This is a genomic window from Phyllobacterium sp. UNC302MFCol5.2, from assembly GCF_000686005.1.
Taxonomy (GTDB): domain Bacteria; phylum Pseudomonadota; class Alphaproteobacteria; order Rhizobiales; family Rhizobiaceae; genus Phyllobacterium; species Phyllobacterium pellucidum.
The window spans coordinates 273,834-297,627 of sequence record NZ_JMLL01000010.1 but is presented as its reverse complement, the minus strand read 5'-3'; the positions used below and the strand labels follow the sequence as shown (position 1 = coordinate 297,627).

The 23,794-nt window shown below is 59.8% G+C and carries 21 protein-coding genes and 1 tRNA gene; 11 read left to right on the top strand and 11 right to left on the bottom strand.

The window, feature by feature from the left end:
* Nucleotides 1–122 precede the first annotated feature (122 nt).
* Together BR48_RS0103395 and BR48_RS0103390 are read right to left on the bottom strand one after the other, a co-directional pair.
* Complete coding sequence (locus tag BR48_RS0103395) at nucleotides 123–2,219, bottom strand: catalase (RefSeq protein WP_027230019.1); 2,097 nt, start codon at nucleotides 2,217–2,219, stop codon at nucleotides 123–125.
* A 69-nt stretch (nucleotides 2,220–2,288) separates the two neighbouring features.
* Complete coding sequence (locus BR48_RS0103390) at nucleotides 2,289–2,624, bottom strand: DUF427 domain-containing protein (RefSeq protein ID WP_027230018.1); 336 nt, start codon at nucleotides 2,622–2,624, stop codon at nucleotides 2,289–2,291.
* A gap of 147 nt (nucleotides 2,625–2,771) precedes the next feature.
* Here BR48_RS0103390 and xth point away from each other — a divergent pair, with 147 nt between their 5' ends.
* Nucleotides 2,772–3,545, top strand: coding sequence for an exodeoxyribonuclease III (xth, locus tag BR48_RS0103385; RefSeq protein ID WP_027230017.1), 774 nt, complete (start codon nucleotides 2,772–2,774; stop codon nucleotides 3,543–3,545).
* A gap of 12 nt (nucleotides 3,546–3,557) precedes the next feature.
* Here the strand turns inward: xth and BR48_RS0103380 are convergent, their stop codons facing one another.
* Nucleotides 3,558–4,190: a glutathione S-transferase family protein gene (locus BR48_RS0103380; protein ID WP_027230016.1), complete on the bottom strand. Its 633-nt coding sequence runs from the start codon at nucleotides 4,188–4,190 to the stop codon at nucleotides 3,558–3,560.
* A gap of 222 nt (nucleotides 4,191–4,412) precedes the next feature.
* Between BR48_RS0103380 and BR48_RS0103370 the strand changes: the two genes are divergently transcribed.
* The 6 genes from BR48_RS0103370 (at nucleotide 4,413) to BR48_RS0103345 (ending at nucleotide 10,611) form a co-directional block, all read left to right on the top strand.
* Complete coding sequence (locus BR48_RS0103370; RefSeq protein WP_245273344.1) at nucleotides 4,413–5,534, top strand: alanine--glyoxylate aminotransferase family protein; 1,122 nt, start codon at nucleotides 4,413–4,415, stop codon at nucleotides 5,532–5,534.
* Nucleotides 5,535–5,550: 16 nt separating this feature from the next.
* On the top strand, nucleotides 5,551–7,164 hold the full coding sequence (locus BR48_RS0103365; RefSeq protein ID WP_027230014.1) for an ABC transporter substrate-binding protein: 1,614 nt from the start codon (nucleotides 5,551–5,553) through the stop codon (nucleotides 7,162–7,164).
* 87 nt (nucleotides 7,165–7,251) lie between these two features.
* Nucleotides 7,252–8,232 (top strand): ABC transporter permease, encoded by a 981-nt coding sequence (locus tag BR48_RS0103360; protein ID WP_027230013.1) that lies wholly within the window; start codon nucleotides 7,252–7,254, stop codon nucleotides 8,230–8,232.
* Entirely contained in the window at nucleotides 8,229–9,044 is an 816-nt protein-coding gene (locus tag BR48_RS0103355) for an ABC transporter permease (protein WP_027230012.1), read from the top strand. The genes BR48_RS0103360 and BR48_RS0103355 overlap by 4 nt, the downstream gene beginning before the upstream one ends.
* On the top strand, nucleotides 9,041–9,841 hold the full coding sequence (locus tag BR48_RS0103350; RefSeq protein ID WP_027230011.1) for an ABC transporter ATP-binding protein: 801 nt from the start codon (nucleotides 9,041–9,043) through the stop codon (nucleotides 9,839–9,841). Before BR48_RS0103355 ends, BR48_RS0103350 begins: the two co-directional genes overlap by 4 nt.
* Complete coding sequence (locus BR48_RS0103345; protein WP_036813249.1) at nucleotides 9,838–10,611, top strand: ATP-binding cassette domain-containing protein; 774 nt, start codon at nucleotides 9,838–9,840, stop codon at nucleotides 10,609–10,611. Before BR48_RS0103350 ends, BR48_RS0103345 begins: the two co-directional genes overlap by 4 nt.
* 243 nt (nucleotides 10,612–10,854) lie before the next feature.
* Here the strand turns inward: BR48_RS0103345 and BR48_RS0103340 are convergent.
* Nucleotides 10,855–10,931 (bottom strand) — tRNA-Pro (locus BR48_RS0103340).
* A gap of 190 nt (nucleotides 10,932–11,121) precedes the next feature.
* Between BR48_RS0103340 and BR48_RS0103335 the strand changes: the two genes are divergently transcribed.
* Nucleotides 11,122–13,365 (top strand): AGE family epimerase/isomerase, encoded by a 2,244-nt coding sequence (locus BR48_RS0103335; RefSeq protein WP_027230009.1) that lies wholly within the window; start codon nucleotides 11,122–11,124, stop codon nucleotides 13,363–13,365.
* Between the two features lie 15 nt (nucleotides 13,366–13,380).
* On the opposite strand, the gene betB is transcribed toward BR48_RS0103335, so the two are convergent.
* From betB to betI, 4 genes are read right to left on the bottom strand one after another with little or no spacing between them, the layout of a single operon-like run.
* Nucleotides 13,381–14,844 (bottom strand): betaine-aldehyde dehydrogenase, encoded by a 1,464-nt coding sequence (gene betB / locus BR48_RS0103330; RefSeq protein ID WP_027230008.1) that lies wholly within the window; start codon nucleotides 14,842–14,844, stop codon nucleotides 13,381–13,383.
* A 31-nt stretch (nucleotides 14,845–14,875) separates the two neighbouring features.
* Nucleotides 14,876–16,525: a choline dehydrogenase gene (gene betA / locus BR48_RS0103325; protein WP_027230007.1), complete on the bottom strand. Its 1,650-nt coding sequence runs from the start codon at nucleotides 16,523–16,525 to the stop codon at nucleotides 14,876–14,878.
* A gap of 8 nt (nucleotides 16,526–16,533) precedes the next feature.
* Nucleotides 16,534–18,060, bottom strand: a complete 1,527-nt coding sequence (gene betC / locus BR48_RS0103320; RefSeq protein ID WP_027230006.1) for a choline-sulfatase — start codon at nucleotides 18,058–18,060, stop codon at nucleotides 16,534–16,536.
* Nucleotides 18,057–18,650, bottom strand: coding sequence for a transcriptional regulator BetI (betI, locus tag BR48_RS0103315; RefSeq protein WP_027230005.1), 594 nt, complete (start codon nucleotides 18,648–18,650; stop codon nucleotides 18,057–18,059). The genes betC and betI overlap by 4 nt, the downstream gene beginning before the upstream one ends.
* A gap of 196 nt (nucleotides 18,651–18,846) precedes the next feature.
* Between betI and BR48_RS0103310 the strand changes: the two genes are divergently transcribed.
* Both BR48_RS0103310 and BR48_RS0103305 read left to right on the top strand, forming a co-directional pair.
* On the top strand, nucleotides 18,847–20,013 hold the full coding sequence (locus tag BR48_RS0103310; RefSeq protein ID WP_027230004.1) for an acetyl-CoA acetyltransferase: 1,167 nt from the start codon (nucleotides 18,847–18,849) through the stop codon (nucleotides 20,011–20,013).
* A 167-nt stretch (nucleotides 20,014–20,180) separates the two neighbouring features.
* Complete coding sequence (locus BR48_RS0103305) at nucleotides 20,181–21,200, top strand: asparaginase (protein ID WP_036813790.1); 1,020 nt, start codon at nucleotides 20,181–20,183, stop codon at nucleotides 21,198–21,200.
* Here BR48_RS0103305 and BR48_RS0103300 read toward each other — a convergent pair.
* On the bottom strand, nucleotides 21,193–22,536 hold the full coding sequence (locus BR48_RS0103300) for a TIGR03808 family TAT-translocated repetitive protein (RefSeq protein ID WP_027230002.1): 1,344 nt from the start codon (nucleotides 22,534–22,536) through the stop codon (nucleotides 21,193–21,195). The genes BR48_RS0103305 and BR48_RS0103300 overlap by 8 nt on opposite strands.
* A 97-nt stretch (nucleotides 22,537–22,633) precedes the next feature.
* Between BR48_RS0103300 and BR48_RS0103295 the strand changes: the two genes are divergently transcribed.
* Nucleotides 22,634–23,107 (top strand): GreA/GreB family elongation factor, encoded by a 474-nt coding sequence (locus tag BR48_RS0103295; protein WP_027230001.1) that lies wholly within the window; start codon nucleotides 22,634–22,636, stop codon nucleotides 23,105–23,107.
* A gap of 52 nt (nucleotides 23,108–23,159) precedes the next feature.
* Here BR48_RS0103295 and BR48_RS0103290 read toward each other — a convergent pair whose 3' ends face one another.
* Nucleotides 23,160–23,540, bottom strand: coding sequence for a type II toxin-antitoxin system death-on-curing family toxin (locus tag BR48_RS0103290; protein ID WP_027230000.1), 381 nt, complete (start codon nucleotides 23,538–23,540; stop codon nucleotides 23,160–23,162).
* Nucleotides 23,537–23,767, bottom strand: a complete 231-nt coding sequence (locus BR48_RS0103285; RefSeq protein ID WP_027229999.1) for an AbrB/MazE/SpoVT family DNA-binding domain-containing protein — start codon at nucleotides 23,765–23,767, stop codon at nucleotides 23,537–23,539. The genes BR48_RS0103290 and BR48_RS0103285 overlap by 4 nt, the downstream gene beginning before the upstream one ends.
* Nucleotides 23,768–23,794: the final 27 nt, after the last annotated feature.

Below are 23,794 nucleotides of genomic sequence, written 5' to 3'. Positions count from 1 at the left end.
TGTACAACCAAGGAGCGCGCACGGGTAATCTATCCGGGACCTAGCCAGAGCATGACGGTGGAGAGGATCGTGCAGAGGGGAAACAAATTGTCAATGCGCTTCCGTCTCCACTGGCTTTTAGCCTAGGCGAGCATCCTCAGTTTCGGCTCGCGGTCCCAATAGCGCTTGGTGGCGGCATCGGTGAAGCCTTTTTCAACCGGCACGACGCCGGCATCGTCCTTGATACCGGCGGCGTCGAGCAAAGCCCTGGACGAGGCCGTATAACCGATCGCCTTGAGATGGCCGAAGGCGTCCATCACCCACTGTTTTGCCGCTCCCTCATTCGCCAGCCTGCCGGCAGCATCGGCGGAGACGACAACGGCGACGGCGTCGAACAATTGCGACGGCGTACCGAGCAATTGACCATCGGCTTTCATTGTATCGCCATTGGCCAGTTTGGCGCCGCCGATTTTTGGCGCGACGATGACAGGTTTGGCGCCTGCCTGCTTGACTGAATTGGTTAGCGCGCCGAGCGCCGCGGCATCGGTGCCGTCATCGATCAGGATACCGACCGAGCGTCCATCAAGCGTGGGTTTCATGTTTCCGTGGATGCTGAGAGCAGGTGAGGGCTCCATGTCGAGCGGCGCGCGTGCGGCCTCCGACTTTTCCGGCAATTCGATGCCAAGCCCGTTTGCCACGCGCTTGGCGAGATCTTCGTCAACGTTGCGCAAGTTTGCGACCATGCGGGGCGGTACCTGCGCAAGGGTTACTTTCGAGAGCTCGAACACGAAGGACGAGGCAATGTGCGCCTGTTCAGAAGGCTGCTGCGAGCGCCAGAACAATCTTGCCTGGCTGTAGTGATCGGCGAAGAGTTCAGCACGTATCCGCAATTTGCCGCCGGTTTCCGCTTGATCGGTCCGGCCTTCAGCAGTCGTGAACCCGGTGACCGGACATTCGCGCGGCCCGCCTTCCTCGCCATGCGCGGCAAGGCTGTTTGGTTCGTAGTTGGCGCGTCCTTTCGGAATATTCATCTGCATCTGGCCGTCGCGCTGGAAATTCATCACCGGGCATTTGGGCGCATTGATCGGAAGCTGATGGAAGTTGGCTGTGCCAAGCCGTGATTTTTGCGTGTCGAGATAGCTGAAGAGCCTGCCCTGAAGCAGCGGATCGTTGGTAAAATCGACACCCGGGACGATGTTCGCCGGGCAATAGGCGACCTGTTCGGTCTCGGCGAAGAAGTTGTCAGGGTTGCGATCGAGGACGAGCCGTCCAACCCTGCGCACCGGAATGACTTCTTCAGGAATGATCTTGGTCGGGTCAAGCACATCATAGGGCTGGGCATCCGCAAACTTCTCGTCGAAAAGCTGGAGGCCAAGTTCCCATTCGGGGAAATTGCCGGATTCGATTGCTTCCCACAGATCGCGCCGGTGATAGTCATTGTCCGCCGCTTGCAGCTTAAGCGCCTCGTCCCACACGGTCGATTGCAGACCAAGCTTGGGCTTCCAATGGAATTTGACAAAGGTGGATTCGCCCTTGGCATTGACGAGACGGAAGGTGTGGATGCCGAAGCCCTCGATGGTGCGGAAGGACCGAGGGATGGTCCGGTCAGACATGGCCCACATCAGCATGTGCGTCGTTTCGGGCATGAGCGAGGCCCAGTCCCAGAATGTATCGTGGGCGCTGCCTGCTTGCGGGAATGCGCGATCGGCTTCCATCTTCACCGCGTGAACGAGGTCGGGAAACTTGATCGCGTCCTGGATGAAGAAGATCGGGATGTTGTTGCCAACGAGGTCCCAGTTGCCTTCCTTGGTATAGAACTTGACCGCGAACCCGCGCACGTCACGCGGTGTATCGACCGATCCCGCACCTCCAGCCACAGTGGAGAAACGGGTAAACACCGGCGTCTTCTCGCCCTTGCGCTGAAAGAGGTCGGCTTTGGTGATGTCGGCAAGGGATTCGTAGAGCTCGAAATAGCCATGTGCCGCCGATCCGCGCGCGTGGACGATGCGCTCGGGGATTCGCTCGTGGTCGAAGTGGAAAATCTTCTCGCGAAGGACGAAGTCTTCGAGCAGGGTCGGTCCGCGTTCCCCGGACCGCAAGCTGTTCTGGTTGTCGCTGACGTGAATGCCCTGGTTGGTGGTGAGGTGCCCCTCGGCTCCATGCGGGCCTTTCTCGGGCACATGCTGATGGGTTTCACCGCCATTACCCCGGTCGGTGACGAAATTGTTTTCCGTGGCCATGGTACCATCCTCGTTTTCGGTGGGAATACTTCCTAACGAAGGGTAGGCGCCAAGGTTCCAAACGGCGTCCTATTCGAACCTGACTTTCCTCTGATCGAACGCGCCATAACCGCGGATGGCCGCGACCTCCGGCTTCGGCTCCTCATAGGACCACATGGCATCGTCCGAGGCCTCGCCCTGACCGAGCACACGCCAATAGGACGCGGTGCCTTTCCATGGGCACTCCGTGTGCGTTTCGGTCTTTTCGAGATGGACGAAATAGATGTCGTCGAAGGGGAAATAAAGGACCGGCTCATGTCCGGGCTCGTGCAGTTCGACTGCGCGATCGCTCGACGCGATCACGACATCGTGGAACCGGACCGTTACCGGCTCCGGATGCGGATTGATGGTGATGCCGCGATTCATATCCTGCTCCTCGGTTGATTTCGACCACGTCTTTCAATGCAAAAGCAAAAAGCTGCGCCGAAGGTTCCGCATACGCTTGGCAAGAACGCTTGGCGGCGCTCCGAAATGATGTAGAAATCATATGGGAGCGGGCAACCAGGATCGCCAGTGAAGATCGCCACATACAATATCAACAATATCAACAAGCGACTGTCGAATCTTCTGCATTGGTTGGAAACGTCCGCGCCGGATGTCGTCTGCCTGCAGGAGTTGAAGTGCGAGGATGCGAGCTTCCCGGCAGAGGCGCTGCGCGATGCCGGATATGAAGCGGTCTGGAAAGGCCAGAAATCATGGAACGGTGTTGCGATCCTTGCGCGCGGCGCCAAGCCGATCCTCACGCGCGACAGGCTGCCGGGTGACCCCGAGGATGTGCAAAGCCGCTACATCGAGGCAGCGGTGAACGGCGTTCTGATCGCGTCGATCTATTTGCCGAACGGGAACCCGCAACCCGGGCCGAAATTTCAGTACAAGCTCGCCTGGTTCAAGCGGCTGCACCAATACGCGGCGGAACTTCTCGAAATGGACATACCGGTCATCCTCGCGGGTGACTTCAACGTGGTACCGACCGATTTCGATATCTACAATACGCGCTCGTGGATGGACAATGCCTTGCTGCAACCGGAGAGCAGGGAGGCATTCGCCAAGCTGTCGGCGCAAGGGTGGGTCGACGTCGTGCGCACGCTTTATCCGGACGAGCCAATGTACTCATTCTGGCACTATATGCGCAATGCATGGGATCGCGATGCGGGTCTGCGGCTGGATATGCTGATGGCATCGCCTGCGGCCTATGAACGGGTGACGGATGCGGGCGTCAACCGCGACGCGCGGAGCTTGGCCAATGCAAGCGACCACGCGCCTACCTGGGCCGAATTCGAGGATTGAAACTTTCCCTTGTCAGGAATCAGGGAAATTCCGCTTCAGGATCGATTCGAACTGGGGAAGGCGGGAGACATTGTCGGCAATGGTGTTGAGCTTGGGTAACGCCTTGGCGAAGGCTTTCTTGCCCGGCCGCCAATGCCGCATGACCGCAATGTAAAAATCGACAGCCGAAAGCCTCTCGCCAAGAAAATAGGGGTCGTCGGCGACCTGCTCGACATTTGCCCACAACTCCATCCGGTATTGATCGATGGCATCCTTGTATTCCTGGCTTCTTGTCTCGGATATTTTCCAGCGGTCGGGATCGTCGGCGAACGTTGTCGTCGGATAAATCTCGCTGTTGATATAAAGCAGCCAGCGGAGGAACGCCGGACGCTGGGGATCGCTGGATGAGGGCACGAAGCGTTGGTCGGGGAAGGCATCCGCGAGGTGGAGGATGATCGCCGCGCTCTCGGTCATAACGCTGCCATCTGGCATGATAAGCGTCGGAACCTGACCAAGCGGGTTGAGTTCGAGCAGACGGTCCCGGTCCGGTCCGGGTTCGAGGTAGGGGATTTCTTCGAGTTCGAACTCTGCCTGGGCTTCGCGCATGGCGAGTTCGACGATCACCGATCCACATCCTTCCGAACCGATCAAGACATATTTGCTCATGATGCCGTCCTGTTTCTTGCCTGGGCCAGGGATTTACTATGGCGAACAATTGAAGCCTGCGCCAGAAAGTTCCTTGAGAGCCGAGGCCCGGGTTCGAAGCTTCGAAATATTCGCATTGCCGAACGGCCAAGGTTTGAAAGAGTTTTCCTTGGTTTCCGGCATTCGGCAGAATATGGTCTGCGTCGGCGACAGAGCATCGATGAGGACGGGACGAGTTCGGCAGTGCAATCCAGGCTTCCCATTCCGCCAATGATGCTGACGACCGGGCCTGTCCCGGTTTACCCCGAGGTGCTCCAGGCAATGGGTCGGCCGGTGATTTACGATTATCACCCCGCATTCCAGGCCTTTTATGCCGATGTCATCGATAAACTGCGCAAGGCCATGCGGTCCCGGCTCGCGCCAGTCATCATGCAGGGCGAGGCGATCCTCGGCATCGAGGCGGCCGCTGCGGCGCTGATCGGAAAGAGCGACATCGTCCTCAACCTCGTATCCGGCGTCTACGGCAAAGGCTTTGCCGCCTGGGCGGGGCGTTATGGCAAGGAGGTCGTCGAGCTTGCCGTTCCATTTGACGAAGTGATCGAAGCCGAGGCGGTTCGCCAGGTCCTGCGGCGCCGGCCGGAGATTGCGGTCGTTTCGGTCTGTCACCACGATACGCCATCCGGTACGCTCAATCCCTTGGCCGAGATCGGCAAGGTCGTCGCTGAACACGGGGCTTACCTCATCGTCGATGCCGTTTCTTCCTTTGCCGGCCTTGATATCCATCCCGACGCCGTAAATGCGGATATTTTCATCACCTCGCCGTCGAAGTGTCTTGGCGCTTCGCCGGGCCTCAGTCTCATTTCAGTAAGCGAGCGTGCCTGGCAAAAGATCGAAGCGAACGGGGACGCGCCGCGCGGCTCGTTCCTCAGTCTCCTTGATTGGAAGGACGCCTCGGAGCCTGGACGAAGCTTCCCCGTAACGCCGTCGATCTCGGAGATATATGGGCTCGACGCCGCGCTCGATCGCTATTTCAGTGAAGGCGCCGAAAATGTCTGGGCCCGCCACGCACAAACGGCGGCGATTATGCGCGATGGCTTAAGGCAAATCGGTGTCCAGCTTTGGCCGAAGCGCGAGGAATGGTGCGCGCCGACGACGACCGCATTTTGCGTGCCCGAGGGCTGGAGCGATGCCGCCCTGCGCGACCGGCTGCTCGATGATCACGGTATTCTAGTTTCGCTCGGCCGCGGCGAAACCGCCGGCAAGGTGCTGCGCGTCGGCCATATGGGTGCCTCCGCCGAACCTTCTTTTGCCCGCGCCGCCGTCAAGGCCCTCGAAGAAATCCTGTCCAATCGAACTTCCACTTGAGCCCGAGAGGTTACCAATGTCCCGTATCATCCTCAATCGACGCGCATTTCTTGCTGCGACCGCCAGTGCCGGTGCTATCGCCGCTCTCGGCGGCAGGGGCTGGGCGGCGGAGGAGCCGGTCAAGGGTGGCCGTCTGATCGTCGCCGGTGATAGCGAACCGGCCAATCTCAACCCGGCTATCGTTGCATCGAACGGCGTGTTCTTCGTGGCCAGCAAGGTCATCGAACCGCTCGCCGAGCAATCCTACGAGGGCAAGGACGGGCTTTCGCCGCGCCTTGCGACGTCATGGGAGGGGTCACCCGACGGATTGTCGGCGACATTCAAACTGCGCGAGGGCGTGACCTGGCATGATGGCAAGCCGTTTACCTCCGCCGACGTTGCATTTTCTGCGCTCGAAGTCTGGAAGAAATTGCAGAATCTCGGCCGCGTTGTGTTCAAGAACCTCGACAGCGTCGATACGCCTGATGACCACACGGCTATACTGAAGTTTTCGCAGCCGACACCGTTCCAGCTCATTCGCAATGCCTTGCCGGTCGTGACCTCCGTGGTGCCGAAGCATATCTATGAAGGCACGGACATCGCAAAGAATCCCGCCAATCAGCAATTGGTCGGCACGGGACCCTTCAAGTTTGGCGAGTACAAGCCGGGCGAGTATTATCTCCTCAAGCGCAACGACGCCTATTGGCAGAAGGACGAGCCCCTGCTCGACGAAATCGTCTATCAGTTCCTTCCCGATCGCGCTGCCGCCGGCAATGCGCTCGAGGCGGAACAGATTCAGCTTGCAGCTTTTTCCGCGGTTCCGCTTGCCGACCTCGACCGGATTTCGAAGGTGCCGGGCCTCAAGGTCTATGCCAACGGCTATGAAGGCCTGACTTATCAGCTCATCGTGGAAATAAACCATCGCCGCAAGGAACTCGCTGACCTCAAGGTACGCCAGGCAATCGCCCATGCCATCGACCACGACTTTGTGGTGAAGACGATCTTTCTTGGCTATGCGAAATCGTCATCGGGCCCCGTACCCGCCTATGACAAGACGTTCTTTGAACCCGATGTCACAAAATATGCTTTCGATCCGGCGAAGGCGGAGGCGCTGCTTGATGAAGCCGGCTACAAGCGCGGCGCTGACGGAAACCGCTTCACCCTTAAACTGTTACCGGCACCGTTCTTCAACGAAACCAAACAGTTCGGCGATTATCTTCGCCAGGCTTTGGCCAAGATCGGGATTGACGCCCTGATTGTCAGCAACGACACGCCAGCCCACCTGAAGGCGGTTTATACAGACCATGACTTCGACATTACGGTGGCGACCCCCGTCTACCGCTCAGATCCTGCAATCTCGACGACGATCCTGTTTGAGAGCGGTCTGCCGGCCGGGGTGCCCTTCTCCAACCAGTACGGCTATGCCAATGCCGACATCGACAAGCTGATCAAGGACGCTGCCTCGACCATCGATGCAGACAAGCGGGCAGGGCTCTACAAGGACCTGCAGAAGAAAGCTGCCGACGATGTGCCGTTGATCAATGTCGCCGAATTCTCGTTCATCACGGTTGCGCGCGACTCGGTGCAAAACGTGTCGGACAATCCGCGCTGGGCAGTTTCCAACTGGTCGAACGTTTGGGTGAAGCCATAACAGCCACAGGAACCGCTTCAATTTTAACGGGAAACCCTCTAGCCTAGCGCTGGAATCAATCGCACACGTCGCCCGACCGGAGTAATCTTGCCGCCTCTCGTTTCCCTGTTGCTGAAACGTCTGCTCGGCGCTCTTCCTGTCCTGGCGATCGTTCTCGTCGGCAGTTTCCTGCTGCTCGAGGCGGCATCGGGCGATGCGGTCGATTCTTACGTCGCGCGCTCGGGCACGCTCGACGCCGAGCAGTTGGCGCAATTGCGCCAGGAGTGGGGGCTCGACAAGGGCCCCGCCTACCGTTTCAAGGCATACGCCACCGCGCTCGCCCAAGGAGATCTCGGCTGGTCCACCGCATATCAGCGGTCGGTCGGCTCGGTGATCCTAGAGCGGCTGCCCATTACGCTGCTGTTGATGACCCTTGCCACGACGCTGGCATTTTTCCTTGGATCCGTGTTGGGCGTGATTGCCGGCGCCAGTCCCGGTTCGCTGCGCGACCGATTTCTTTCGGTCACCTCGCTGGCGATTTATGCCGTTCCGGGTTTCTGGCTGGGCTTGGTGCTTATCGTAATTTTCGCGGTCGATCTGCGCTGGCTGCCTGTCGGCGGCATCGAGTCGATTGCTTCCGGCAAGTCGGGGTTCACCCGTCTCGGCGATATTGGCGCGCACCTGATCCTGCCCGTCACCTCGCTCGCCATGGTCTACCTCGCCCTCTATTTGCGTCTCATGCGCGATCGCATGGGCGAAATCTGGCATGAGCCATTTGTGCAGTCGCTGCGGGCGCGCGGCATCGGCCATTGGCGTATCGTCTGGCGCCATGTCGCCCGCAACGCGGTGCTGCCGGTCGTCACCATGCTCGGGCTTCAGGCGGCGGCCATGCTCGGCGGCAGCGTCGTCGTCGAAAGCGTCTTCGCCATTCCAGGCTTTGGCCGCCTCGCCGCCGAAGCGGTGGCGCGGCGCGATACACCGCTGCTCCTCGGGATTATTCTTTGCAGCGCCATAACCGTCATAGTTGCCAATCTTCTCGTCGATCTCGCCTATGACAAGCTCGATCCGCGCGTGAGAACCGGCCGATGAATGCCTGGCGCAATCTTAACGGCGAAGGGCGGATGGGCGCGGTAATCCTGACGGCGCTCATCCTCATGGCGCTGCTGGCCCCCATCCTCGCGCCAGGAGATCCCTTGGCGATCAGCGGCGAACCATTGCTTCGCCCCTTCGCCGACGCAGCGCATCCGCTCGGGACCGATCGGCTCGGACGCGACGTGCTCGCTGGTCTCTTGCACGGGACCCGCACCACGCTGCTTGTTGCGTTCTTTTCGGCCGCCGCGGCACTCATCGTCGGCAGCGTCGTCGGCACGTTGGCAGGTTTTCTCGGCGGCATCGCCGATGCGATCCTGATGCGGATCACCGAGGCTTTCCAGACCGTTCCCGGCTTTCTTCTGGCACTTGCCGCCATCAGTGTTACGGGGCCCAGCGTGCCGACGCTCATCTTTGCAATCAGCCTCGGCACCTGGACGCAAGCGGCTCGCGTCACCCGTGCCGAGGTTCTGTCGCTGCGCGAACGTGATTTTGTCGCGGCGGCGCGCACGCTTGGCATGCATCCGCTCGAGATTGCCTTTCGTGAAATTCTGCCCAATGCATTCGGGCCGGCAGCATCGCTTGCCGCTATTTCCGTCGCCGCCGCCATCCTCATCGAGGCGGCCTTGTCGTTCCTCGGCTTCGGCGACCCCAATCGCGTGACCTGGGGGAGCATGATCGCAGAAGGGCGCTCCGTTCTTCGCTCCGCGCCATACCTTTCCATCTTCCCGGGGATTGCGCTTGTCATTACTGTTCTTGCCGTTCATTTGCTCGGTCGTGGCTTGTCGCGCTCAGAAAGGCTGCAGCCATGAGCAAGCCCTATTTGCATATAGCGGGCCTCGGCGTGCGTTATGGCGCGGCCGTTGCTCTTGAAGATATCTCGCTCGAGGTGAGCCAAGGTGAAAGGCTCGCGCTCATCGGCGAAAGCGGTTCCGGGAAATCCACGCTGGCAATGGCGGTCGCCGGGCTTCTGCCCGAGGGGGCAAAGGCCACAGGGTCGGTTGATTTTCCCGCACTTGGATACAAGCCAAGACCGGGCAAGGATATTGGTGTTCTGTTCCAGGACCCCAATGGCAGTCTTGACCCGGTGATGAATGTGGGTGACCAGATCGCTGAAGTTGCGATGATCCACCAGGGGATTGGCTGGATTGCGGCCCGGGTCCGCGCCGCCGAATTGCTGGGCGCGGTCCAGATTTCACGTCCTCTCACACGGCTTAACAGCTATCCGCACGAATTTTCTGGGGGACAGAAGCAACGTATCGCCCTTGCCATCGCACTTGCGGGCAATCCTTCGCTGCTCATCGCCGATGAGCCGACAAGCGCGCTTGATACCGTCGTACAGCGACACATTGTCAATCTGCTCGATCGACTCGTCAGAGACAATGGGCTGACGCTCATCTTCGTCACGCACGATATCGCGCTGGCATCGGAGCGCGCCGACAAGATCGGCGTGCTCTATCGGGGAAGGCTCGTGGAGTTCGGTCCTGCGGCAGACGTGCTCGGCGCGCCCCGCCACCCCTATACGCGTGCGCTTGTCGACACGCACATCTCGCTCGATACACCGCGTAGAAGGCGCCTTGCCGAAATCGATACGGCAGATCTCGAATGACGTTGTCCGCTCCGGTCCTCGAAGTCAAAAATATCAGCAAACGCTTCGCCGATCGGGGCGCGGCTGGCCTACGGGATATCAATTTTGTGCTCGCTCCGGGCGAAACGCTGGCCGTGGCTGGTGCTTCGGGTTCAGGCAAGACCACGCTCGCGCGCCTTATCATGCGCCTTGCCGACCCGGACAAGGGTTCGATCCATCTGGCCGGGCAGGATATCACTGCCTTGCGCGGCGAGCGTCTGCGCCGGCGTCGCAGCCGATTCCAGATGGTGTTCCAGGATCCGCTCGCGGCTTTCAATCCACGCGCCACCGTCCGCGATATTCTTGAGGACCCATTGCGCCTGCATGGGCTCGCCAACCCCGGCGACTATGCGGCGACGATTGGCGCCGCACTGGAGCGCGTCGGCCTCGGCACAGATTTGATCGATCGCCCGCCACGTCAGCTTTCAGGCGGCCAGCGGCAAAGAGTGGCGATAGCGAGGGCGATCATGACCAAGCCGGAACTGATCGTTTTGGACGAGCCCGTATCCGCGCTCGATGTTTCGGTGCGTGCCCAGATCCTTAACCTGCTCCTCGATCTGAAGGAGCAAACCGGCGTTGCCTACGTCTTCATATCGCACGACCTTGCCGTCGTCCGCGCTTTCGCCGAGCGCTTGATCGTGCTGGACGAAGGGCGAATCGTCGAAAGCGGCGATACGGAGACCGTGCTCAAAGCGCCGAAAGCCGAGACCACGCGTGCGTTGATCGAGGCTGTTCCGCGGCTCATATTTTAGAGCGCGCAAACATTCGCGGATGCCGGCCGCTTGGTCTACAGTGGAGGCACGTAGAACAGATATGCACCAATGACCGTAAAGATGGAAAGCAGGATAAGTGTAGCGTCGTTCACATCAATAACCCCTTATTGATCACGCCATTTTAGCAAAGCTGGGCCGCAATGGATTTACACCACTGTGGGCTAACCTCATGGGGTTAAGGGAATTGTTCTGGCCACAATGGAAATCGGCGCCTGATTCAACTGGTCGGAGTGAGAGGATTCGAACCTCCGACCCCCTGCTCCCGAAGCAGGTGCGCTACCAGGCTGCGCTACACTCCGTAACCAGTGACGCGCGGTATATACCGTCCGGTCTCGGTACCTGCAAGTCGTTTCTATCCACTTTTTGATAATGGTCTGGAAACCTTTTTCCGAGCGTCCTACGCCTTATTTTCCTCTGTGATCGCCCTCCAAACTCCTGTATCGATTGGCATCAAGTCTTCAATGCGTAGAAAGTGCGGGGCTGCGTTCGATGGCGGCGGAAAAGCAGAAGATTATCAGCTTCGTCATGAGCGGCGGTGTTGGTTCGCGGCTATGGCCGCTGTCGCGCGAGGATTTTCCGAAGCAGTTCCACAATCTTTCCGGTCAAGGTTCGATGTTGTTACGAACGGTCCGGCGCATGAGCGCGCGGGCAGACGACACGGCCGTACCTGTCTATCTTCTCGCCTCTGAACGACACGCCGCGCGCATCCAGCATGATCTTGCTGGCGTCGACCTCGCCGGTGGGCGGCCGATCCTCGAGCCGATGGGCCGCAACACTGCCTCGGCCGTGGTGCTTGCCACCGAAGTGACCTTGCGGGAGCATGGCGACGACCTTGTGCTCGTCGTGCCTTCCGACCATGAGATCACCACCGATCGCGATTTCTGGAACACCGTTGAAGCCGGCGTTGCCGCGGCAAAGGCCGGGCGGATCGTTGTCTTCGGCATCAAGCCGGACCGTCCCGAGACCGGCTTCGGCTATATCGAGGTCGGGGCGACGGGCGAGGGCACGCGCGATGTCGTGCGCTTTGTCGAAAAGCCCAACGAAGCGAAGGCCAGGGACTACCTGGAATCGGGCAATTTCTTGTGGAATGCCGGCATTTTTCTTTTCCGTGCCAGCGCCATGCGCGCAGCCTTCAAAACGCACGCTGCGGAGATATGGGACAAGGCCGTCGCCGCGCTCGATGCTGCCGATACCAATGTTTCCGGCACCTATCTTCCCTATGAGCTTTATGCCGAAGTGCCGTCGATTTCCGTCGACTACGCCATCATGGAACGGGCTTCGGGTATCGCGCTCGTCCCGGCGACCTTCCGCTGGAACGACCTCGGCTCCTGGCAGTCGCTACTCGATGTCGGTTCGGTCGACGCCAACGGCAACGTCATCGTTGGTGATGTCGTAGCCATCGACTGTGAGCACAGCTATCTGCGCAGCGAAGGCGGGCTACTTTCCGTCGTGGGCCTGCGCGACACCGCTGTTGTGGCGACGGCGGATGCAACCTTCGTCGCCCCGGTCAGCGAAAGCCAGAACGTGCGCAAGATCGTCGAGCAACTGGAAAAGTCGGGACGGCTCGAAACCAAGTTCACCCCTTCGCAAGACCGTCTCCCGCAGGTCGGCGCCTATGCCAACCGTGTGCGCCACTGGCTGTTCAGCGAGACGCTGCCGCTGTGGTCGACCGTCGGTGTCGATGAGCGTTTCGGCGGATTTCACGAGGCGCTGTCCTTCGAGGCGACGCCGGTTGCCAAGCCGAAACGCATGCGCACCATCGGCAGGCAGATTTATGCATTTGCCGTCGCCCACGAGATGGGCTGGGACGGCCCGGCAGCGGCGCTGATCGATCACGGCATCGATTTCATCACCAGGAACGGCCGTACCGACCGCGGCGGCTGGGTAAAGACCTTCAACCCAGACGGCAGCGTGCTCGACGCCACGGAAGACGCCTATGACCAGTCCTTCGTCCTGCTGGCGCTTGCGCATGCGCATAAGGCTGGCCATTCGGGCGCGCTCGCGCTGGGCACCGAAACATTTGCCTTCATCGACGAATATCTAGCCGACGCGCGCCTGACCGGCTTTCTGGAGACCCCGGACGGGAAGGGCCTGCGCCGCTCCAACCCGCACATGCACCTGCTCGAAGCGTTTCTGGCCTGGTATAACGCCACCGGCAATCGCGACTATCTGCAACGGGCGGCGCGCATCGTCGATCTTTTCCGCCACCACATGTTCGATGCGGAAACTTGGACGCTGGGCGAGTACTTTACCAATGATTGGGAGCGGGCGCCCGGCGAGGAAGGCGAGTGGACCGAACCCGGCCACCACTTCGAATGGGCTTCATTGCTCGTCAATTTCGCCGCCGCATCCGGGCAAAAGGATCTCGTCCGCTTTGCGCGCAAGCTCTATTCCTCGGCCATTGCCAACGGCCTCAACCGGGCGACGGGCCTTGCCTATGGCGCCGTGTCGCGCCATGGCCTGCCGCTCGACACCAATTCACGCAGTTGGCCGCAGACTGAAGCCGTTAAGGCGGCTATCGCGCTTGACGGCAATGGCGGACCGAATTTGAAGCCGGAGATCGAGGCGCGTGTGGGCCGGCTGTTCCGCTGGCACATCGAACCGGCGCCGAGGGGACTGTGGATCGATCTCATCGACGAGACCGGCCGCGCCAAGGCGGAAGACGTTCCCGCCTCGATCTTCTATCACCTCGTCTGCGCGCTCACGCAATACGTGGATTATGTCGGCAAGTAACGGTCACCCGGTCGATCAGTAAGGGCTTTCGACCTTCCCTGTCTCGACATAGACCGATTTTATCTGGCTGTAGTGGTAGAGCGCTGCGAGGCCATTCTCACGCCCGACGCCGGACTGTTTGAACCCACCAAAAGGCATTTCCACCGGCGCCAGATTATATGTGTTGATCCAGCAGGTGCCGGCCTTCATCTGGCTGATGACCCGATGCGCTCGCGCAAGATCCTGCGTGAACACGCCAGCCGACAGTCCAAATTCCGTGTCGTTGGCGCGCTCGATGACCTCGTCCTCGTCCTTGAAATCGAGAACGGCCATGACCGGCCCGAATATCTCCTCACGGGCAATGATCATATTGTCGGTCACATTGGTAAAGATGGTCGGCTCGACGAAGCAGCCGCCTTCAAATCCCTGCATCTGCGGTACGCCGCCGCCGTAATGGAGAGTCGCCCCCTCTTCCTTGCCCTTCTCGATGTAGGACACGACCTTGTCGCGCTGCGCCGCGTTGACGAGCGGTCCAAGGTGGATGTCAGGGTCGAGCGGGTCGCCGAGGCGGATGGCTTTCGTGCGGGTCGTCAGGCGCTCCAGGAAGCGATCCTTGATACCACCCTGGACGAAAACACGTGTACCGTTGGAGCAGACCTGGCCGGTCGAATAGAAATTGCCGAGAAGCGCACCGCCGACCGCATTCTCCACGTCGGCATCGTCAAAGATGATGAGCGGGGACTTGCCGCCGAGTTCCATTGTCGCATGCTTCATGTGCGAGCCCGCCTGGGCAAGGACCCGCTTGCCGGTCGGCACGGAGCCGGTCAACGATACCTTGGCGACGAGCGGATGGTCGACGAGCTGGGAGCCGACATCGCCAAAACCCTGGACAACGTTGAACAAGCCGTCAGGCAGGCCGGCTTCCTTGTAGATTTCCGCGAGCGCCAGAGCAGAAAGCGGCGTGTTTTCCGAAGGCTTGAAGATCATGGCATTGCCCGCTGCGAGAGCCGGTGCCGATTTCCAGCCGGCGCCCTGGATCGGATAGTTCCAGGCGCCGATGCCGACGCAGACGCCGAGAGCTTCGCGCCTCGTATAGGCGTAGGAGCCGCCAAGCTCGATCATCTCGCCATTAAACCCGGCAATGATGCCGCCGTAGAATTCGAGTGCATCGGCGGCCGAGGCTGGATCGGCGACGAGCGTTTCCTGAATGGCCTTACCGGTATCGAGCGTTTCAAGTTCAGCGATCTCGGCATTGCGGGCGCGCAGGATATCGGCGGCGCGGCGCAGGATGCGGCCACGCTCTACCGGTTTCAGCGCCGCCCAGGCGGGTTGCGCCGCGGCTGCCGCCTGAACCGCCTCGTCGATGAGGGCAGGCGTTGCGCCGAAAAGCCTGGCGATGGTCTCGCCGGTAGCCGGGTAGATCACATCAAGCGGCTTGCCCGCCTTGTCCTCGACAAACCGGCCGTTGATGAAATGCGATGCCGTCGGCTGCGCGCGCATGGGTGCTCTCCTTTGAATGCGTATGGATACCTTACCGGTCACTCACCTGCCAGCGCGGATTGATCCAGGGCTCCTGGTTGGAACGCGGCAGTGGATCGCGACCGAGAATATGGTCCGAAGCCTTTTCGCCGGTCATGATCGATGGACCGTTGAGATTGCCGTTGGTCACGCGCGGAAAAATCGACGAATCGGCAACGCGAAGTCCCTCCACCCCGATGACACGACATTGCGGATCGACCACGGCGGTCGGGTCACTGGTCGCGCCCATCTTGCAGGTACCGCAGGGATGAAAGGCGCTCTCGGCATGTTCGCGCAGGAAATCGTCGATTTCATCATCCGATTGCACGTGCGAGCCCGGGGAAATTTCGCGGCCGCGATAAGGGGTAAGTGCGGACTGGCCGAAAATCTCGCGGGTCAGGCGCACGGCATGGCGGAAGTCGCTCCAGTCGTCCGGATGCGACATGTAGTTGAAGACGATCTTCGGCTTTTCGAACGGATCCGATGAGGCCAGCGTTACGCTGCCGCGCGACTTCGAGCGCATTGGTCCGACGTGGGCCTGGAAGCCATGGCCCTTGGCAGCCGCCTTGCCGTCGTAGCGGATCGCGGCGGGCAGGAAATGGTACTGGATGTCCGGATAATCGATACCGGGTTTCGACCGCACGAAGGCTGCGGATTCGAAATGGTTTGTGGCACCATGCCCGCTTTTGAAGAACAGCCACTCGGCCCCGATCATCGCCTTGGAAACAAGCCCGAGTTTGGAATTGAGCGTTATCGGCTTGAGGCTTTCCTGCTGAATATAGACTTCGAGGTGGTCCTGCAGGTTCTGGCCGACACCTGCCCGATCAGCGACAATATCGATGCCGTGCGCCTTGAGATGCGCGGCCGGACCGATGCCGGACAGCATGAGCAGCTTGGGGGAGTTGATGGAAGAGGCGGCAATGATCACTTCGCGCCGCGCCCGGATAATTTCGGTTTTGCCGCGCCGCGCTATCTCGACACCGGTCGCGCGCTGATTCTCGATGATCACGCGGCGCGCGAACCCATTGATCAGGCTTACATTCTGGCGCTTGAGGGCAGGGCGCAGATAGGCGTTCGCCGTCGACCAGCGCCGCCCCTTGTAGATGGTCTGCTCCATCGCTCCGAAGCCTTCCTGCTTCGAGCCGTTATAGTCGTCGGTGACTTCGAAGCCTGCTTCTTTGCCTGCCTCGACGAAGGCGTGAAACAGGGGATTGTCGCGGCGCCCGCGCTGGACGTTCAGCGGGCCGTCCGTGCCGCGCCATCCCGCCTCGCCGCCATGCGAATTTTCCATCCGCTTGAAGTAAGGCAGCACATCGGCATAGGACCAGCCGGCGGCGCCGGTCTCGGCCCAGTGATCGAAGTCGTGAGCGTGGCCGCGCACATACACCATACCGTTGATCGACGACGATCCACCGATGACCTTGCCACGCGGCGTGACCAGCCTGCGACCGCCGAGGTGCGGCTCGGGTTCGGAGCTGAAACCCCAATCATAGGTGCTCATGTTCATCGGGAAGGAAAGCGCGGCCGGCATCTGGATGAAGGGCCCGATATCGGTGCCGCCATATTCGATGACAATCACCGAATGCTTGCCGTCTTCCGACAGGCGGTAGGCCATGGCGGAGCCGGCGGAACCCGAACCGATAATGACGAAATCTGCTTCCATGCCCGGTCTCACTCGCCACGCGGATAGCGGGCATTCTCTTCCAGAACGTTCAAATCCATATGGTTGCGCATGTAGCGCTCAGACGCTTTTTGCAGCGGCTGATAGTCCCAGGGGTAATACGAGCCGTTGCGCAATGCTTCATAGACCACCCAGCGCCGCGCCTGACTCTCGCGCACTGCTGCATCGAAGGCGGCCATATCCCAGCGCGCACGAGCCTTTGCCGTGAAATCGGCGACGACCCCAGCATGACCGGGATCGCCCGCAAGATTGTTGAGTTCGTGCGGATCCGATTCAAGATCAAAGAGTTGCGGCGGGTCGATCTCGCAGTGCACGAACTTGTATTTGCCGTCGCGCAACGCAACGAGCGGCGCATTCGAGCCTTCAGCCGCATATTCCATAAGCACGGGTGATCTGCGCGCCCCATCGCCGCGCATGAGCGGGCCAAGATCCTCGCCATCGGTCCAGGGCAAGACTTCAGCAATATCCACACCGCCAAGTGCTGCCAGCGTTGGCGTGATATCCAGTGTCGATACGGGCGCTTCGACAAGCTGCGCGTGGATGTCCCTGCCAGCGATCATGAGCGGCACGCGTGCCGAGCCTTCGAAGAAGTTCATCTTGAACCACAGGCCGCGCTCGCCGAGCATGTCGCCGTGATCCGACGTGAAGACGATGATTGTATCCTCAAGCATCCGGGTCGTCTGCAGAACATCGAGAATCTCGCCGACCTTGTCATCGATATAGGAAATGTTGGCGAGGTAGCCCTGGCGCGCCTTCCGTACCTGATCGGCCGTAATGTCGAAGGCCTCGTAGTCGCAGGCCTTGAGCAGGCGCTGCGAATGCGGATCCTGATCGACAAAACCAATCGCGCCGACATCGGGGTCGAGGGCTTCCGAACCTTCGTAGAGGTCCCAATATTTGCGGCGGGCGACATAAGGGTCGTGCGGATGCGTGAAGGAAACGGTCAGGCACCAGGGGCGCCGTGCATGATCATCGGCTTCGCGCGAAAGCTGGTAGAGCTTCTGCCGGGCGTGGAACGCAACCTCGTCGTCATATTCCATCTGGTTGGTGATTTCGGCGACACCGGCGCCGGTCACGGAACCGAGATTGTGATACCACCAGTCGATCCGCTCGCCCGGCTTGCGATAGTCAGGCGTCCAGCCGAAATCGGCAGGATAGATATCGGTTGTCAGCCGCTCTTCGAAACCGTGGAGCTGGTCCGGTCCAACAAAATGCATCTTGCCGGAAAGGCCGGTATAGTAGCCGGCACGGCGCAAATGGTGCGCGTAGGTCGGAATGTCCGAAGCGAATTCGGCAGCGTTGTCGTAAACCCGCGTGCGCGAAGGCAGTTGGCCCGACATCAGCGATGCCCGCGCCGGGGCGCAAAGCGGCGAGGCCGTATAGGTTTTTGCAAATCGGGCTGAACGCTTGGCAAGCGCCTTCAGATGCGGCGCGTGGATGAAAGGCGCCGGGCCATCCGGAAAAAGCGTGCCGTTCAATTGATCGACCACGATGATGAGAATGTTGGGCCTTGTCATTGCAGTGCTCCGGCGGCTGCGAGTTTGATATTCACGTAATCTTCGACGAGGGCGATGGCCGACGCCGCCTCATGTGCGCCATTGCGTAGCGCATGGCGAATATAGAGGCCGTCGATCATTGCGCCGGCTCCTTCGGCGATCTGCGCTGCCGTCGCCCGATCGGTCATCTGTCCGAGCGCATGGGCCAGGTTCGAATGGGTGCGCCTCGCATAGATGCGCAGGAGACGGCGCGTTTCATCGGATTTTTGTGCATGGACATAGAATGTCAGCCACGCTGCAACCGTCTCCGGTGCGAATTGCGAGGCCGAAAAGTTGACTGCGATGACGGCCGCAACGCGCCCAGCGGCTGTTGGCGCTTTGTGCATCGCATTGCGCAGATCGTTGCCGAGTTCCTTCAGGAGATGCCGCATGGTTGCCAGGATCAACTGTTCCTTGCCGCCGAAATAGTGATGCGCCAGCGCCGCTGAAACACCGGCTTCGTGAGCAATTTCGGCGACAGTCACATCGAGCGAGCCGCGTTGGCCGATGGTGCGGATCGCAGCATCGATCAATTCGCGTTTACGCAACGGTTCCATTCCTAATTTCGGCATTGCCTGGTACCTCTTCCTCGCAAATCTATTCTTGATTGACTGGTCAATCAATAAAAATCTGTGCACTGGTGTGTGGAAGGGAGTAGGATTAAGAGAACGAGTTTGGGCGTTCTTGTTCGCCACGACGGGCATGCACCTTGAACAAAAGTCTGATCGTGGTTAGGTCAATGGCCATGACATTTGTGGAGGAAACAAGATGACAGCCTGCATCGTCGGATGGGCGCATTTGCCGTTTGGAAAACTCGAGGGTGAAACGGTCGAAAGCCTGATCGTCAAGGCCGCGATCGGAGCGCTCGAGCATGCCGGGATCGGTCCCGAGGATGTCGACGAGATCGTGCTTGGGCACTTCAACGCGGGGTTCTCGCCGCAGGATTTCACGGCCAGCCTCGTCCTCCAGGCCAGCGATTCGCTGCGTTTCAAGCCCGCGACCCGCGTGGAAAATGCCTGCGCCACGGGTTCGGCGGCGGTTCATCAGGGGATCAAGACCATTCGGGCGGGCGCGGCCAAGGTTGTACTCGTCGTCGGCGTCGAGAAGATGACCTCTACACCCGGCCCGGAGATCGGCAAGAATCTGCTGAAAGCATCTTACCTTCCCGAGGAAGGCGATATCCCCGCGGGTTTTGCCGGCGTTTTCGGCCAGATCGCCGCCGCCTATTTCCAGAAATATGGCGATCAGTCCGATGCGCTGGCCATGATCGCCGCGAAGAATCACAAGAACGGCGTCGGCAATCCCTATGCGCAGATGCGTAAGGATCTCGGCTATGAATTCTGCCGGCAGGAGAGCGAAAAGAACCCATTCGTGGCCGGCCCGCTCAAGCGCACCGATTGTTCCCTCGTCTCCGACGGCGCTGCGGCGCTTATCCTAACCGATACAGAAACCGCGCTCAAAATGCAGCGCGCCGTCGCATTCCGTGCCGCCCAGCATGTTCAGGATTTCCTGCCCATCTCGAAGCGTGACATCCTCTCATTTGAAGGATGCGCATTAGGGTGGAAGCGCGCCTTGGCGCAGGCCGGGGTTACAATCGACGATCTCTCCTTCGTCGAGACTCATGACTGCTTCACGATTGCCGAACTAATTGAATATGAGGCAATGGGTCTGGCGAAACCGGGCGAGGGCGCCAAGGTCGCGCTTGAGGGCGAGACTGCCATGGATGGCCGCCTTCCGGTCAATCCGTCAGGGGGACTCAAGGCGAAGGGGCATCCGATTGGTGCAAGTGGCGTGTCGATGCACGTTCTGTCGGCGATGCAGCTTACCGGTGAAGCAGGAGGCATCCAGGTCCCCGGCGCAAAGCTTGGCGGCATCTTCAACATGGGCGGTGCAGCGGTCGCCAATTACGTTTCCGTTCTCGAACGGATCAAATAGGTTCGGCCACAGGTTGAATTGGCGCTTGAAGGCGCTGATTCAACCTTTCAGCTTCGCGCGCCAACCCCATGCAATGATTCCGCTTGGCCGAGCTTGGTATCGATGGCGGGACGGCCTATAAATCGGCAAGGCGCAAGATTTTCGACCCAATTTGAAAGATGATCTCCATGACTAATCCGGTTCTCGTTGAGGTTTTCCGCGGTGAAACGGTCGAAAGCCGTCATCGCGGCTCGGTAGTTGTCACCGATGGCGACGGCAAGATCGTCTATTCGCTCGGAGATATCGAGCGCCCGACATTTCCGCGCTCCGCGATCAAGGCGATCCAGGCGCTGCCGCTTATCGAAAGCGGCGCAGCCGATGCTTATGGTTTCGGTAATGAGGAGCTTGCCATGGCATGCGCATCGCATTCCGGCGAGCCCCAGCATGTGAGCCGGGCAGCCGACATGTTGGTACGGGCAGGCCTTGATGTTTCGGCGCTCGAATGCGGCGCCCATTGGCCGACACAGCAGCCGGTACTCATTGCGCTGGCCAAGAGCGGGCAGGAGCCGACGGCGCTCCACAACAATTGCTCGGGCAAGCATGCGGGGTTTCTTTGCACCTGCCGGCACCTTGGCGTCGAGACGCGCGGCTACTCGGCGCTGGGCTCGCCTGAACAGGATATGGTGCGCGAAGCGATGGAAAGCGTTACCGGCGCTCCCCACACGCTGGACTATTGCGGCACCGACGGCTGCTCCATACCGACCTATGCTATTCCCCTCAAGAACCTCGCGCATGGCTTTGCGCGCATGGCGACGGGGACCGACCTTGCGCCAGAGCGCGCGAAGGCGGCACGGCGCTTGATGGACGCGGCGATGGCCGCTCCCTTCTATGTCGCCGGCACACATCGCGCCTGCACCGAACTTATGGAAATGGCTCCGGGCCGCATATTCGTGAAGACGGGTGCGGAGGGTGTATTTGTCGGTGCCGTCCCCGAGCTTGGACTCGGCATCGCCGTCAAGTGCGACGATGGCGCGACGCGAGCTTCCGAGGCAATGATTGCGACGGTTCTGGCGCGTATTTTCCGCAATGAAGCGGAGCTTGAATCGAAGCTCGACAGGTTTGCCGATCGCGAAATGCGCAATTGGAACGGCATCACCTATGGGGTCATCAGCCCGACGGAAGAACTGACTGAGGCGGATATTAACTGACGATATTTCGCTCGACGACGAGGTTGGGATAGGCCGAGCCCTTCTGGGTAAGATCCTTTATCGCAACCTCTTCCCACTTGTGGCCGACAATCGCGCCTTTGGCTGCACCCTGAATGATATTGTCGGTGATGATGGCCGGTCCAACCCCATCGACGACCGTTACATAGATGCCTTCGCCGGAATTGCGGACGATGTTGCCGCTGGCAACGAGATTGCGCATGTAGGGTCCCCAGCCGAGCTGGAGGCCGTAGGTCGGCGCGCCCTCAACAAGATTTCCGGTAATGGTACTGTCCGCTTCCGCCGAAATCCCGATGCCGAATGTGCCTGCGTATGGGCCCCTCACCGACAGGTTACGTACGATATTGCCGGTGCAGGTACCGAGGCGCCCGCCATCGTCGAAGTTCACGATCGATATGCCATTGGCGGCGCCGTCGACGATATTGTTGGCGATGATGGCGCCCTCGAACGCAAACTCGGAGTAAATCGCCGTCTCGCCGCTGCCCGTGCAATTGTTGCCGGTGATCTGGATGTTTCCGGCGCTGTTGCCGCGCACGGCCGTGAAGGCGCAGTCGCTGACGACATTGTCTGCGACGATGACATTATCGGCCTTGTAGACATTGATGCCATTGCCGTTCTGGCCCGTTCCGCCAGAATCGGCCCGGATCTTTTGCACGCGATTGCCGCTGATGATGGTTCCGTCGCGGCCTTTGTCGTAACGATGAACAAGGATGCCGCCATTGCCGCAATCGCTGATCGTGTTGCGGGTGATCGCAAGGCCCGTAGAACTGGCGGCAAATATCGCGGCGTCGGCTACGCCCGAAATTCGGTTGCCGTCGATTGCGCCGCCCGATTGAAAGAGCGAAAGCCCGTTCTGCGCCGATCCAACGATTGTGCAATCGCGGATCAACAAGGTGCTGACATTGTTGGCCTCGATGAGCCCCTTCACCTTGTCGCCGAGGTCTTTTCCGTTGCCGTCAAAAACGAGTCCGGTGAACTGGATCAGCTTGGAGTCGCTTGCCTGGACAAAGCCGCTTGTGCCCGCATAGACGATGCGGCTTTGGCCGGTCACGCCGAGAATATTGACATAGGACGGGCATAGGATGGCGGAAACGATATAGGTCCCGGCGGGCAGGAAAACCTGATTGCCTTTGGCGCTTGCGCTCTCGAGAAGCGCGTTGAATTTCGCCGTTTGATCCTGTGTCGATCCCGGTTGAAGACCGTAATCGACGGCGTTGAGCGGCGCAGACGCGTTGGATGCTGCTTGCGCAACCTGCTGGAAGCCGTGGTTGAAGGCGACCCCGGTCAGACCGGCGAGGACAAGTCGTCTGCTGATCATGATTGTTCCTTGGAGTTGCAGGCAGAATAGAGCGAGGGTCTGGATACATCAAAGGATTGCACTTGCTGTTGGGGCGGGCAATCCCTACTTTGGAGTAATGAGCAGTGCTTTTACCAAACAGGACGACAGCAATGCCTCGATTGATTTTGGCGAACGTCCGATCAGTCCGCATCGCAATCTCGTAACCGAACGCGGCCTTGCCATGATCGATGCCGAGATCGCCGCGCTGCACGAGGAATTGGCCAAGGGCAACGCGGAGGCGGATCGCGAGTTGATCGCCCGGGCGTCGCGCGACCTGCGCTATTGGACGGCGCGTCGCGAAACGGCCGAAGTCTCGCATCCCGATCCGAAGAGTGATGTTGTGCGTTTCGGCATGAGCGTAACCATCGCCGATGATGCGGGAAAGACTCAGACCTGGCAGATTGTCGGTGAGGATGAGGTCGATGCCAGCCACGGCAAGATCTCGCACGTGGCGCCGATGGCGAAGGTGATGTTCGGAAAATCAGTCGGTGATACGTTCGAGTTGAACGGTCACGAATGGGAAATCACGAAAATAGCCGTCTCGCCTTGAAGTTGAATCACAACTGAAGACAACTAAGCCAGCCGACTCAAATCATTGAACTTTAGATCGCTTCTATGTGGTCGCGGAAAAACATCGCCGCGCCGGTTTCGTCGATTTCGCCGGCGGCGACACTTAAAACCAGTTGGATGATGTCCTGAGCCGGTGCTTCGATGCTGAACCCATTGAAAACAAGAAAAAGATCGGCTGCCGCGAATCCGGTGCGTTTGTTGCCGTCAATGAACGGATGATTTTTGACGATGCCATAGAGATAGGCCGCGGCAAGCTCGCAAAGATCGGGGTCGCCGTAAGCTTCCTTCTGCAGCGGCCGATTTAGAGCTGATTCAAGCATTCCGACGTCGCGCACACCCGGAGCGCCGCCATGCAGGCGCAGTTGCTCCGCGTGAAGCGACTCCACGAATTCGCGAGAATGGAACTCGATCATTTGGCGAGAGCGCGATAGGCGGTCTCGTACTTCTTCATACGCTCGCGTGCGATCTGCATTTTTTTCTCAAACGCTTCGGGATCATCGTGCAAAGCCCGAAGAGTAAGGCCATCGGCGTCTTCAGTCAGAACCAACTGATCGCCTGCCTTGAGGTTGTGGCGATCGAGAACGTCCTTTGGCAGGATCACGCCTTCGGAATTGCCGATCTTTCGTAACGTGACATTCATGGCTCAGCTCCAATGTTATAACAAAAA